Source organism: Rahnella sp. WP5 (genome assembly GCF_000745615.1).
Classification (GTDB): domain Bacteria; phylum Pseudomonadota; class Gammaproteobacteria; order Enterobacterales; family Enterobacteriaceae; genus Rahnella; species Rahnella aceris.
The window spans coordinates 782665-796656 of the sequence record NZ_KN050720.1 but is presented as its reverse complement, the minus strand read 5'-3'; the positions used below and the strand labels follow the sequence as shown (position 1 = coordinate 796656).

Sequence of the window (13992 nt, the reverse complement as noted above, 5' to 3'; positions counted from 1 at the left end):
CAAGCCCTGCCTCTTTTCTTTTCTGTCCTTTCAATCCTTTCCAAATCAACGCAAAATCTCAACCCTGACAGGCGATAACAAGGGATGCGGGCGTGAATTCAGGTTTGATGGTATTACACGGAAATCACTCAGAAACGCTGAGGGACGTGCTGGTCTCGTGGATGGCAGCGCATCCGCTGTCGCCGCTGGAAAATGAAGTGATTCTGGTGCAGAGCAACGGCATCAACCAGTGGCTGAAACTGGCGCTGGCGCGTGATGTGACCGACGGTGGCTGCGGAATTGCAGCGGCGCTGGATATCAAACTTCCGGCACGTTTTTTCTGGCAGGTGTACCGCGCGGTGCTCGGCAAAGAACAGGTGCCGGAATCGTCGCCTTTCGACCGTCCGCTGCTGACCTGGCGCCTGATCCGCCTGTTACCCGAACTGCTTGCCGAACCCGTTTTTGCGCCGCTGGCCCGTTTCTTAAAAGATGACGGCGATATGCGTAAACTGCATCAGCTGGCGCAGCGTCTGGCGGATTTATTCGATCAGTATCAGGTTTACCGTGCTGACTGGCTGGAAGACTGGGGCAACGGTCTGGACGTTCTGCGCACCAGCCGTAAAGGCAGCGAGCCCTTGCCGGAAAACCTGCTGTGGCAGCCGCAACTGTGGCGCGCGCTGCTGGCGGATGTACCTGAAAACGAGCGCAACACCAGCCGTGCGGCGCTGCATCAGCGTTTCCTGCACTATGCGCAAACTATTCCTGAAGACCAGCGCCCGGCCGGTTTACCGGCGCGGCTGGTGGTTTTTGGCATCTCCTCGTTACCGCAACAATCCCTTGAAGTGCTGGCCGTGCTGGGACGCTGGACACACATCTTTATGTGTGTGCATAACCCGTGCGAGCACGACTGGAGCGATATCATTGCTGATAAAGATTTGCTGCGCGCAGAGCGGATACGTCAGTTGCGTAAGCCGGGCATGCCGCAGGTCATTGCCGAAGATGAGCTCCATCAGCATGCGCATCCGTTGCTGGCGGCATGGGGCAAGCAGGGGCGCGACTATATCGGTTTGCTGAATGAATACGACAACCACGAATCCTATGCGGCGCAACTGGCGCCGGTGATCCCGCGCATCGACCTCTTTACCTCAAACGGCACCGATACCTTGTTGCATCAGTTGCAGGAAGACATTTTGCAACTGCGCCCGCTGGCTGAAACCATCGATGAATGGCCTGCCGCTGACGTTCAGCATGACGATTCCCTGCGTTTCTTTATTACCCACAGCGCCCAGCGCGAAGTGGAAGTGCTGCATGACCGCCTGCTGGCGGCGCTGGCCGCAGATCCGACGCTGAAAGCGCGCGACATTATCGTGATGGTGCCGGATATCAACGGTTATGCGCCGCACATTCAGGCGGTGTTTGGCCTGATGGAGCGCAGTGATCCGCGTTATATCCCGTTCACCGTTGCCGATCAGGGACCACGCCAGAATAATCCGTTACTCGGTGCGCTGGAAAGTTTGCTGGAACTGCCACAGTCGCGTTTTGCGGTCAGTGATTTGCTGGATTTACTCGATGTGCCGTCGGTGCGTCAGCGTTTCGGGATTGAAGAAGAACAACTGCCGCTGCTGCACCGCTGGATCAGAGCCGCCAACGTGCGCTGGGGGCTGCATGCCGAGCAGCGCCAGAGCCTCGAACTGCCGTTATCACCGGAGCAAAACAGCTGGTTCTTTGGTCTGCAACGCATGTTGCTGGGCTATGCGGTGGGCAGCGGCGAAGCCTGGAAAAACATCGAGCCGCTGGATGAAATCGGCGGGCTGGATGCGGCACTGATTGGCCCGCTGTCACATCTGCTGAACTGCCTGGATGACACCTGGCGTCAGCTACGTGAACCTGCGCCTCCGCAGGAGTGGGGCAGGCGTCTGCGTCATATCCTTTCTCAATACTTTAGCGAGGATGACGGTGAAGATGGCTTTATTTTAGTGCGTCTGCACGGTGAGCTGGAAATCTGGCTCGAAGCCTGTGAAAGCGTAGATTTACAGGCCGAACTGCCGCTGTCGGTGGTTCGCGATCACTGGCTGGCGCAGTTCGACCAGTCGGGTCTGACCCAGCCGTTTTTCGGCGGCGCGGTGACGTTCGCCACGCTGATGCCGATGCGTGCCATTCCTTTCCGCCACGTGCATCTGCTGGGGATGAACGACGGCGATTATCCGCGTAACCGCGTACCGATGGATTTCGACCTCATGGGGCGCGATTACCGCCCGGGCGACCGTTCACGCCGTGAAGATGACCGTTATCTGTTCCTCGAAGCCCTGCTTTCTGCGCGTGAACGCTTACACATTAGCTGGGTGGGGCGCAGCATTCATGACAACACCGAGCGCCCGCCATCCGTGCTGGTGGCGCAGTTGCGCGACCATCTGGCGGCAGGCTGGAAAGCACAAAATGGCGAAGATTTACTGCACGCCCTGACCACCGAACATCGTCTGCAACCGTTCAACCGCGACTATTTCAGTCAGGGCAGCCCGCTGTTCAGTTATGCCCACGAATGGCGTGCCGGGCTGGAAGCGGAAGCCGCTGCCGTGGCAGCGCAACCGCTGCAACCGGTGGAACAGGAAGGCGCACTGACGCTGCGTCAGTTGTCGGATTTCCTGTCGGATCCGGTGCGCAGTTTCTTCCGCCAGCGGCTGAACATCTACTTTGAGCTGGAAGATCCGGGCAGCGAAGATCAGGAGCCGTTCGACATCAATGCGCTGGAAAACTGGCGGTTGCAGGATGAGCTGATCCGCGCGCAAAAATGGGCACTGGAAGCGGGCGTTTCGCGTCAGGACGTTTTACGTCAGCAACTCGAACGTATTGAACGACGCGGCGAGCTGGCACCGGGCGAATTTGCTGCGGTGCTGAGTGACGATCTGGCCGAACCGATGGATACCTTGTTTGCCAGCTATCAGCAGGTTCTCGATGCATGGCCGCAGCCGCTGGCGAATGAGGCGGTGGAAGATAAAACCGGTGGTGTGACGTTCTCCGACTGGCTGAGCGAACTGCGGGCAAATGCTGCGGGCGGCCGTGCCCGCGTGGTGCTGGAAAGTACCGGCATCATAAAAGATCGCGCTTACCGCTTTGACCGGCTGCTGCCTTACTGGGTTGCGCATCTTGCGGGGCATCTTGACGGACAGCCAATGCACACCTTTATCGTCAGCAAAAACGGCACCGCCGAATTACCGCCGCTGGAGATCGCTTATGCGCGCGAACTGTGGGACACGCTGATTGAAACGTGGAAAATCGGGCAGTTGCGGCCGTTGCCGCTGGCGGTAAAAACCGCCTTTGTCTGGCTGAAAAAAGAGGGCACGGCGCACAGCGCAACGGACAGCGATGCCTGGCTTGCCGCCCGCGACAGCTACGAAAATCACGATCCGGCCAACATGAAATTTGGTGAGCGTGACAGCAATGCGTACCTGGCCCGCGCGTGGCCGGACTTTGCCGCACTCTGGTCTGACGGTGAATTTGCCCGGCTGGCCGATGTGTTACTGGCACCGCTGATCAATTATCTTTCCCGCAGTAAGAAAGGAGACAAGGAATGACGGAGCAACGTCTGCCATCAGCATTGAATGTGCTGAACTTTCCGCTGACGGGAAGCCGCCTGATTGAAGCCAGCGCGGGTACCGGCAAAACTTTCACCATCGCCGCGCTGTATGTGCGGCTGGTGATCGGGCACGGCGGCGATAACGCCTTCAGCCGCTCGCTGACGCCGCCGGAAATTCTGGTGGTGACCTTTACCGATGCGGCAACCAAAGAACTGCGCGATCGCATCCGTGCGCGTTTATCGCAAGCGGCGGGGTATTTTTTAGGAAATCCTGACGCGGAAAATGACAGCGACGAATTTTTGCAAAATTTGCGTGCGGAATATACGCCGGAGCAATGGCCGGGCTGTGCCCGCAAGCTGCAACTGGCGGCGGAATGGATGGATGAATCCGCCGTTTCCACTATTCACGGCTGGTGTAACCGCATGCTTGGCGAGCACGCATTCGACAGCGACAGCCTGTTTACCCAGACGCTGGAAACCGACCAGACCGAACTGCTGATGAACGTGGTGCGCGATTACTGGCGCAGTTTCTATTTCCCGCTCGGTGAGCAGGAAATCCGTATGTTGCGCGGCTGGTGGCGCTCACCGGAAGACTTACACCGCAGCGTGATGCCGCTGCTGGAATATGCCGGGGAGTTAGGCTCAGATCAGACGCCTGCCGAAGTATGCGAAACGGTGAATAACCTGAAAGCGGCGGAACTGGCGGCGCTGAAACAAGACTGGCCGCAATGGACGCAGGAACTGCGCACAATGCTCGAAGGCGCTGTAGCGGCGAAAGCGGTGAATGGGAAAATTCAGGCGCGATATTTCAATCCGTGGCTGGATAAACTTCACGCCTGGGCGACCAGCGACGAAATAATCCCGGATCTCAAAACCGGCTGGACCCGCCTGACACCGGCAGGCTTAGACGAAGGCTGGAAGCAGGGCGTTGCGCCCGTCCATTCGGCCATTTCGGCAATGGAAACCCTGAAAACCCGGCTGGAAAGTTTGCCGGATGCCCGCAGCGGTTTACTGCAACATGCCTGCCGCTGGATAAAAAATCGTTTTGACCTCGAGCAGCAAAAGCGCGCGCAAATGGGTTTCAACGATTTGCTGACCCGTCTGGACGCTGCGCTCAGCAGTGACAACGGCGCGCGGCTGGCGGAGATCATCCGTACGCAATTCCCGGTGGCGATGATCGACGAATTTCAGGATACCGATCCGCTGCAATACCGTATTTTCGACGCCGTTTACCGTGTGGCGGAAAATGCGCCGGAGCAGGGGCTGATCCTGATCGGCGACCCGAAACAGGCGATTTACGCCTTCCGTGGTGCCGATATTTATACCTATCTGCGCGCCCGTCGTGATACCGGTGGCCGCCACTACACGCTGGCGACCAACTTCCGTTCTACCCGCGCGATGGTGGCGTCGGTGAATCAGGTGTTTGAACTGGCCGAAAATCGCAAGTCCGGCGAGGGCGCGTTCCTGTTCCGGCGCGGCGCTGAAAATCAGGTGCCGTTCCTGCCGGTAGAAGCCAAAGGACGCGCCGATACGCTGGTAATTGATGATGCCGAAGCCGCTGCGCTGACGCTGTGGTATCCGGAGAATCAGGCGGAAGTATTGCCGAAAAACCAGTATGTCCAGCTGATGGCCGACGGCTGCGCCACGGAAATTGTTCGCCTGCTGCGCCTCGGCCAGCAAGGTTCTGCCGGTTTTGGCCTGCCCGGCGAAACGCTGAAGCCAGTAATGCCCGGCGATATCGCGGTGCTGGTGAACACCGGGCGGGAAGCGACCGCAGTGCGCGTTGCGCTGTCGAAACGCGGCGTGCGCAGTGTGTATCTTTCCGATAAAGAATCGATTTTTGAAAGTGCGCAGGCGGGCGAATTGCAATACTGGCTGGCGGCCTGTGCTGCGCCGGAAAACGACCGGTTACTGCGCGCGGCCCTCGCGACCCCTTCGCTGAACCTGAGCTGGGAAGCGCTGGACCGGCTCAATCAGGATGAAAACGAGTGGGAGCGCTACGTTCAGCAGTTTCAGGCGCTGCGTACCTGCTGGCGCAAACAGGGCATTCTGCCGATGCTGCGCCGTCTGATGTGGGAATTCGACGTGCCGCGCCGTCTGCTTGGCCGTGGTGACGAACGTGCGCTGACCGACCTGCTGCATCTTTCTGAACTGCTGCAACAGGCCAGCGTTCAGCTCGACGGTGAGCACGCGCTGATCCGCTATCTGGCGGAACAGTGTCAGGATGAACATCAGGGGGGCGATGCGCGCAAACTGCGTCTCGAAAGCGATGCAGAACTGGTGAAAGTGGTCACGGTGCATAAGTCCAAAGGGCTGGAATATCCGCTGGTATTCCTGCCTTTCGCCTGTGCTTTCCGCGCGGTGAAAAAACAGGACTCACCGCTGAAATGGCACACGGCGGAAGGTGAACTGGAAGTGGCGCTGAGCGCGACGGATGAACAACTGGTGCAGGCCGATCGCGAGCGTCTGGGGGAAGACCTGCGTAAGTTCTACGTCGCGATGACCCGCTCGCGTTACGCGCTGTGGCTGGGCATGGCTCCGCTGAAAGAGTTCGAAAAGAGCGCCTCCGGCTATCTGTTCCACGGCGGCGACGCGATCGATGCGGATGCGCTGCCCGCCAGTTTGCAGGCACTGGAGACAGACACTATTCGCGCCTGGCCGCTGCCTGTCACGGACGGCGCAATCTATCGCAGTGAGCAGTTGCTGCCGGAACTCGGGCCGCGCCCGCCGCTGCGAACGCATAAAGGGCCGCGCTGGTGGGTGTCGAGTTTCTCCGGCCTGCAAATTGCACCGGCAGGCACCTACATGGTGCCGGAGACCCTGAACCGGGAGCCTCGTGGTGAGATCGAAAGCGCAGCGCAGGACAGCTATTTAGAAGATCAGAAAGTATTTGTGGAAGACAAAGAGCCGGTGCCCGGGCTTTTGCAACCGATGACCGGTGAGAATTTGTATGCGTTTCCGCGCGGCCCTGCGCCGGGTAATTTCCTGCACGGTTTGCTGGAATGGGCGGGCGACGAAGGGTTTGCGGCACTGGCGAAGGATCCGGCGAAAATCGCCGATCAGGTTGCGCGGCGTTGTAATACGCGCGGCTGGGAAAAGTGGATCGTACCGCTTTCCGGCTGGCTGACCGCGTTACTGACGCAGCCGTTAGCCCTGCCGGACGGTGAAACCTTCACGCTGGCGGAACTGCCGCCTTATCAGGTTGAAATGGAGTTCTGGTTCTCGCTGACGAAGGTCTCAACTGTTCGCCTCGACAAGCTGGTTCAGCAATACACGCTTGAGGGCGCGGAGCGTGCGCCGCTGCTGGCGGAAGATCTCAACGGCATGCTGAAAGGCTTTATCGATCTGGTGTTTGAACATGACGGGCGTTATTACGTGCTGGATTATAAATCCAACTGGCTCGGAGACGATGCCAGCGGTTATGACCAGGAAAATATGACGCAGTCAATGCGCGAGCACCGCTACGATTTGCAGTTCTCGCTGTATCTTTTTGCGCTGCATCGTCTGCTGAAATCCCGCATACCGGATTATGACTATGACCGGCATATCGGCGGCGCGGTGTATTTATTCCTGCGCGGCAGCCACGCGCCGGGTAACGGCGTCTGCGTTCAGCGGCCGGACAAAGCATTAATGGAACAACTCGACGCTCTGTTCAGCGGCACGGAGGAACACGCATGAAAATCAACAGCCGTGAAGATATCGCACAACTGCTGGCGAGCTGGGTGGAATGTGGCTGGCTGCGCGAACTCGATCGCGCACTGGTGACGTTTCTGGCAAAAGAAGCGCCGGACGCGCATCCGTTATTGTTGCTGGCGACCGCACTGACCAGCTATCAGTTAGGGCGCGGTCATGTGTGTCTGGATTTGCAGGCCACGCTTGATGACAGCGCATTCTCACTCTCGCTGCCACCGGAAGGCGATCACGCTGACGGCGCGGTGATCCGTCCGGCGGCCGTGCTCGACGACCTGAGTTTGCAGGAATGGCTGGCGGCGCTGGTGCACCCGACGCTGGTCGGACACCACGAAGGTAATTCGCCGCTGGTGCTGACCGGCCAGCGCTTGTATCTGCGCCGTTACTGGCAGTACGAACAGAATGTGCGGGCGGCAATTGAACAACGTCTGGCGCGCAGTGCGCTGCACACTTTGCCGGTGGAATCTTTGCGTGCGCCGCTGACGGCGTTATTCCCGGCGGATGCGAAATCTGATATCGCCAACTGGCAGAAACTGGCCTGCGCGCTGGCGGCGGGCAGTGCGTTCAGCATTATTACCGGCGGGCCGGGCACCGGTAAAACCACCACGGTGGTGCGTCTGCTGGCGTTGTTACAGACGCTGGCGCTGGAGGAAAATGGTCAGCCACTGCGCATCAGACTGGCCGCGCCGACCGGCAAGGCGGCAGCAAGGCTCAATGAATCAATTGCCGGTGCGGTATCGAAGCTGGATCTCAGTGCGCTCGGCAATGGTAATGCGGTGCGAGAAAGTATCAACACCGATGTGGTGACACTGCACCGTCTGCTCGGCAGCCGCCCGGATACGCGGCATTTTCGCCATCATCCGGGCAACCCGCTGATGCTGGATGTGCTGGTGGTTGATGAAGCGTCAATGGTCGATCTGGAAATGATGGCCGCATTGCTGGCGGCATTGCCGGAACAGGCGCGTCTGATCCTGCTCGGCGATAAAGATCAACTGGCGTCGGTGGAGGCGGGGGCATTACTGAGCGAGTTATGTCAGCGCGCCAACGGCGGCCATTATTTGCCGCATACCCGCGACTGGTTGCAAAGCGTGACCGGCGAACAGGTCCCGGATTCGCTGGTTGATCCCCAGGGTACGGCGATGGATCAGGCTGTAGTGATGCTGCGCCACAGTTACCGTTTTGATGCACAAAGCGGCATTGGTCAGTTAGCGGAAGCAGTAAATGACGGGGATGTGAAAGCGCTGAAACAGGTCTGGAAACATGGATACGCTGACCTGGCGCAACTGACATTGAGCGCTGACGATGATGCTGAACTGCGCGACTGGGTGGTGAAGGGCGGCGCGAAGCAGTTCCCGACGGCGGCCAGACGCGAAGGCGTAGAACCTCCGGTCGGCTATCAACATTATCTCAACGTGATGATCCAGGCGCGACCGGCAGACAATGAACCGCCGGAAGCCTTCAACCGCTGGGCGGCCAGAGTGCTTCTGGCCTACAGCCAGTTCCAGCTGCTGTGCGCCTTACGTGGCGGGCGCTGGGGTGTGGAAGAACTGAATCAGCGCATCGCCGACATCTTGCGAAAGGAAGGGTTGCTTAAGGCGTCGATCGGCTGGTATCCGGGGCGTCCGGTGCTGGTGACCCGCAATGATTACAGCCAGCGTCTGATGAACGGCGATATCGGCATCACGCTGGAGATCCCGCATCGTCTTGCCGATGGTACTGTGGTGCCGACCCTGCGAGTGGCGTTTCTGGCCGGAGACGGTACGCAGGATATCCGCTGGGTGATGCCGGGGCGTTTGCAGGCGGTGGAAACCGTATTTGCCATGACGGTGCACAAATCACAGGGATCCGAATTTACCCATACCGCGCTGCTGCTGCCGGAGAATCTCAGTCCGATCCTCACGCGCGAGCTGATTTACACCGGCATTACCCGTGCGCGTCACTGGTTCAGTCTGGGATGTGTCGGGGGAATGAATGCCGTTTTACCGGATGCGGTGAAGCGTCGGGTGTTACGTGCCAGCGGATTAATCGAAAGCGCGTAACGCATACCTGAAGACGAAAATCAGCATTCGTGCTCATGAATTCTGACGAGTTTATGTAGCGTGCGGGCCTTGTTGCCCGCCACTTTGGTGGCTTTGTCCGGATCGCCAGCCACAAATTCCAGCGTCGGTGAGTAATAAAAAGGCAGCCAGCCACCGTAGCCATTCTCCCACTCCCAGCGAACCGGGCAGGGCCACAGAATGTCTTCATGCATGATGTAATAAGTCCATCGCCCATGCGGACGACGAGGTTTTAGTATTTTCATAAACGGGAGAACGGGCTCTTAAAAATCACTCAGGATATTCTGGCTCGCGTAGCGGAAGGTTTCAACCCTCTGACCGGAATGATGCTTATTTAAGCAGTTTTAAGCTGGATAATTTGCAATACTTTACCCCCAGATCATCGCCGCCCAGCGTAACAGCATCAGTGCGCCACAGATACACAGCAGTACTACGACCATTTTCCAGTGCTTGGTCATCATCCGTTTGGTTACCATTTCTCCTCCTGCAATCCGGACATTGAGTGCGCCATGTGCTGATCAACATAGTGGACAACATGTTCTTTCAGTTCAGGAACGGTCTGCTCGGTGAGCCATTCAAACGCCATCAACAGCAAGGCTGCGATGGCAATAACTGACAAAAGTATAACGGCTTTATTGCGTACTTCCATGATTCCCATTGATTCTGAATTGCCTGATTTTTACTTTGCGAGAATAAGCCGCATCGGGAGCGGCTTCAGCATTCTGGTTCCGGAAAGGTTTAGAGATTATACCTTTTCGCCTGATTCGAAACTTTGATCCCGTTTCTGCTCCTCCGGCATTAGTGCTATTTCTTCATGACGGGCTCCCGGGCGGAAACCGTTCTTGCGGGCGCAGACGGCAATAATCAGCCCGGCGACGATAAGCAACTGCATGGCCCACGGAAAGACTGCAATGCCCGCGGTTTCCAGCAGGATCCCACCGGTTACCCCACCACTGGCAATCGCCAGATTCCACGCCACGACCACCATCGATTGCGCCATATCGGCATGTTCACCGGTAGCGTCAGCAATCGCCGTTTGCAGCAAGGTTGCTGCACCACCAAACGTCAGCCCCCACAGCGCGACACACAATGTCACGGTCAGCGGCGAAAAGCGGCTCAGCGCCAGCACGAGTGATAGCAGGGCAAAGGCTATCAGGCTGACCAGCAGGGTGCGCCGCAAATGTTTATCCACCAGCATGCCAGTGATACCAATACCTGCCAGCGCGCCGAGGCCGAAAACCAGCAATATCTGATCGGCCCGTGCATCAAGCCCTGACAGGCGCAGGAACGGCACGATGTAGGTATAAAGCAGGTTGTGCGCCAGCATCCACAGCAGGATCACCATCAGAATACTGCGCACGCCGGGCATCATCATTACCTGTCTTAAAGGCTGGCGTTCCCCTGCGGCCTGCCCCGGATAGTCCGGTACTTTTTTCACCACCCAGACAATCAGCAGCAACGTGATGGCGGACATCACGCCGAATGCCATGCGCCATCCGAGCGCGGAACCCATCCAGGTGCCCAGCGGAACGCCGACAGATAGCGCCAGAGGTGTGCCGACCATCGCCACCGACAACGCACGCCCTTGCTGATGCACCGGGACCATCCGCCGTGTATAACCGGCCAGTAACCCCCACGCCAGCCCTGCCGCCGCGCCGGCCACCCAGCGGGCGAAGAGCGTCAGGACATAATTCGTCGAGAAGGTGGTGAGGGTATTAAAAATCAGAAAGCCAAAGATTGCCGTCAGCAATGCAGTGCGGCGGTTCCAGCCCCGTGTCAGTGCCGCCAGCGGGATGACGGCCATCAGCGAACCGGCGGCATACAGCGTCACCAGTTGCCCGGCCATCGCCGGTGACACATTAAGATCCGCTGCAATTTGAGGTAGCAATCCGGCGGGCAAGGTTTCGGTCATGATGGCGATAAAGCCGGTCAGTGCCATCGCCAGTAAAGCTGAAAGTGGCAGGGGAGATTTCAAGGCAGGGGAATTCATGACTGCGCTCCATACACCGCATCGCGCAGTTCAGTGACGAACGCGCCTGACATGCCTTCATACAGGGTATTGGTCAAGGCAACGACGCTCAGTCCGGCGGTACGGTCAACGAACCAGGAATGACCGTAAGCCCCGCCCCAGCGCCACGTGCCGGTTGATTCCGGTGAAGCGGCAGCCTGCGGGTCACGTAATACCGAAAAACCTAAACCAAAGCCCAGACCCGGGGATTCCGGCAGTTCGGCTCCGCGAGTTTGATCCCGTCCCATTTCATCGACCAGCGCGGACGAGATCAACGGAGCGCCGCCAAGACGCAACATTTCCAGCATCTTCAGTACGTCAGCCGCGCTGCTGACCATACCCGCGCCGCCGGAAGGATAAGCCTGGGCATCGAGTGCGCGCGAAGGTGAGTATTCAATTCCCACGGTATTGTCGAAAGCGGCGACTTTTTCGCCTTCACGCAGACGATGGGGCTGTGGCACATCACTGACATACGGCGTAGCCAGCCGCGCCGGGTCATGTGCGAAGAAACCGGTGTCATGCATGCTCAGCGGGTCGGTCAGTTGCGTTTTTACCACTTCAGCGAGCGGTTGTTTGCAGACCTGTTCCAGTACTGCGCCCAGCACATCCACGGCCAGCGAATACCCCCACGACGTGCCCGGTGTATACAGCAAAGGCACATCCGATAAACGTCGCAGATTTTCCGCCAGCGAAATGCTGCTGCTGTCCATTCCGTCAGAAACCCCTGCGCGGGCATAAGGGCCGTTTTCGTCCGGCTCAAAAAAGCGGTAACTCAGCCCGGCGGTATGACTTAATAACTGCCGTACCGTGATGCGTGCCGGTTGTCCGTCTGGCAGGGTAGGGCGAAACTGCGGCAACCCTGTCTGAATATCGTCATCCAGCGCCAGCTTCCCCTGGGTGATCAGTGCCATTGCCACGGTGGACACAATCGGCTTGCTGACCGATGCCAGACGGAAAAGCGTATTTTCAGTCATCGGTTGGTGGCTTTCCCGGTCGGCAAAACCGGCAGCCTGGTGGTAAACCACCTCGCCGTGAAGGGCGACCATGACAACGGCACCGATCAGTCTTTGTGACTGAATAGCCTGAGCGATAACGCAATCAAGTCGGGATTTCAACGCAGTGGAATTCATGGGATATCTCAGCTTCAGAAAGTGTTAAATCACGATAGAGATCTCCTCAGTGAGGAAAAAGTAGGGTAGGTTTCCATAATATACGGACGATGATGTCCGTAATCGGGGGCAGTAATGGAAAATCTCAGTAGCCTGAATACCTTTGTACAGGTGGCAGAAACCCGCAGTTTTGTGGCAGCCGGGCGAATTTTAGGCGTATCGGCGTCGGCGGTGGGTAAAAGCATTGCGCGCATGGAGACCAGGCTGAATGTGCGGCTGTTTCACCGCAGCACCCGCAGCGTGACGCTGACCGTCGAAGGGACGCTGTTCCTCGAACGCTGCCGGCGCATCGTGGCGGAACTCGAGGCGGCAGAAAGCGAGCTGTCGCAACTGGCGGAAAGTCCGCGCGGCAGGTTGCGGCTGAGTTTGCCTCAGGTCAGCACGCTACTCTTGCCGGTGCTGGGCGAGTTTATGCGTCGTTATCCTGATATCGGGCTGGATCTGGATTTCACCGATCGCATCGTTGATGTGGTGGAAGAGGGGTTTGATGCCGTGGTGCGCACCGGCCAACTGGCTGATTCGCGATTGTCGATGCGCAAGCTGGGTACTTTTCATCATTTACTGGTCGGCGCGCCGGATTATTTTGAACAGTATGGTACACCTGCGAAGCCGCAGGAACTGGTTGAACACCGTTGTCTGCATTTTCGCTTTCCTAATAGCGGAAAGCTCGAACCATGGCCGCTGCCGGAATATCAGGATTTATCGCTGCCGGTATCGATGGTTTGCAATAATATTGAAACGCGCCAATGTTTTGCCCTGCAGGGGCTGGGCATCGCCTGTCTGCCTGATTTCAGTATCCGCAAGGAGCTGGCGGGCGGGCAACTGGTGACCGTGCTGGATGATTATGTGAAGCGCAGCGGTGACTTTTACATTTTATGGCCCTCCGGCGGTTATATGACGCCGAAGTTGCGGGTGTTTATTGATTTTCTCAGTGAACGGGTTTTCCCTGAAAATCCCGAGCTGGCGCTGCTATGTCCTCATTAAATCTGTTGTTAACTAAGGGAGTGTGTGATGAGTCATTCTGTCTTAATTGAACGCTTTTCTGCCGCCGATCAGCGCGGTGTGGTGGATGTGATTTTACCGATCCAGAATCAGGAATTTGGCATTGTCATCACCGAAGAACAGCAGCCTGATCTGCATGACATTCCGCAATTTTATCAGCGCGGCGCCGGGGATTTCTGGGTTGCCCGCTATGAAGGGAAAGTCGTGGGCACGCTGGGACTGAAAGATATCGGCAATGCGCAGACAGCACTGCGCAAAATGTTTGTCAGCGCGCCTTTTCGTGGCAGGGAGTACGGCGTGGCCACATTGTTACTCAACACGTTGCTGCATCATGCCCGGGAGAAAAATGTGAAAGATATTTTTCTCGGCACGACAGACAAGTTTCTGGCGGCGCATCGCTTTTATGAAAAGAACGGTTTTAAGGAAGTCACGGTGCCGGATCTGCCGCCAGCCTTCCCGCTGATGGCGGTAGACAGTAAATTTTACCGGCTAACCTTCTGATTTTTAATACTG

At 57.7% G+C, this 13992-nt stretch carries 10 protein-coding genes; 5 read left to right on the top strand and 5 right to left on the bottom strand.

What is annotated here, in order from left to right; genetic code table 11:
- Window positions 1-92 precede the first annotated feature (92 nt).
- Genes recC through recD form a run of 3 tightly spaced genes read left to right on the top strand, consistent with a single transcriptional unit; the run spans window position 93 to window position 9282 of the window.
- Complete coding sequence (gene recC, locus EX31_RS20740) at window positions 93-3551, top strand: exodeoxyribonuclease V subunit gamma (protein WP_037036447.1); 3459 nt, start codon at window positions 93-95, stop codon at window positions 3549-3551.
- Window positions 3548-7231 carry an exodeoxyribonuclease V subunit beta gene (gene recB / locus EX31_RS20735; protein ID WP_037036446.1) on the top strand — a complete coding sequence of 1228 codons (3684 nt, stop codon included), beginning with the start codon at window positions 3548-3550 and terminating at the stop codon, window positions 7229-7231. Before recC ends, recB begins: the two co-directional genes overlap by 4 nt.
- Entirely contained in the window at window positions 7228-9282 is a 2055-nt protein-coding gene (gene recD, locus EX31_RS20730; RefSeq protein ID WP_037036444.1) for an exodeoxyribonuclease V subunit alpha, read from the top strand. The genes recB and recD overlap by 4 nt, the downstream gene beginning before the upstream one ends.
- Before the next feature lie 20 nt (window positions 9283-9302).
- On the opposite strand, the gene EX31_RS20725 is transcribed toward recD, so the two are convergent.
- The 5 genes from EX31_RS20725 to EX31_RS20710 form a co-directional block, all read right to left on the bottom strand.
- Complete coding sequence (locus EX31_RS20725; protein WP_013574325.1) at window positions 9303-9494, bottom strand: hypothetical protein; 192 nt, start codon at window positions 9492-9494, stop codon at window positions 9303-9305.
- 174 nt (window positions 9495-9668) lie between these two features.
- Window positions 9669-9776, bottom strand: coding sequence for a small membrane protein YniD (yniD, locus tag EX31_RS26095; RefSeq protein WP_013574326.1), 108 nt, complete (start codon window positions 9774-9776; stop codon window positions 9669-9671).
- Entirely contained in the window at window positions 9770-9949 is a 180-nt protein-coding gene (locus tag EX31_RS20720) for a hypothetical protein (RefSeq protein WP_231576091.1), read from the bottom strand. Before EX31_RS20720 ends, yniD begins: the two co-directional genes overlap by 7 nt.
- A 96-nt stretch (window positions 9950-10045) precedes the next feature.
- Window positions 10046-11290, bottom strand: coding sequence for an MFS transporter (locus EX31_RS20715; protein WP_037036441.1), 1245 nt, complete (start codon window positions 11288-11290; stop codon window positions 10046-10048).
- Complete coding sequence (locus EX31_RS20710; RefSeq protein ID WP_037036440.1) at window positions 11287-12438, bottom strand: serine hydrolase domain-containing protein; 1152 nt, start codon at window positions 12436-12438, stop codon at window positions 11287-11289. The genes EX31_RS20715 and EX31_RS20710 overlap by 4 nt, the downstream gene beginning before the upstream one ends.
- 114 nt (window positions 12439-12552) lie before the next feature.
- Here EX31_RS20710 and EX31_RS20705 point away from each other — a divergent pair, with 114 nt between their 5' ends.
- Window positions 12553-13461, top strand: a complete 909-nt coding sequence (locus tag EX31_RS20705) for a LysR family transcriptional regulator (protein ID WP_013574330.1) — start codon at window positions 12553-12555, stop codon at window positions 13459-13461.
- 27 nt (window positions 13462-13488) lie between these two features.
- Complete coding sequence (locus tag EX31_RS20700) at window positions 13489-13980, top strand: GNAT family N-acetyltransferase (RefSeq protein WP_013574331.1); 492 nt, start codon at window positions 13489-13491, stop codon at window positions 13978-13980.
- Window positions 13981-13992: the final 12 nt, after the last annotated feature.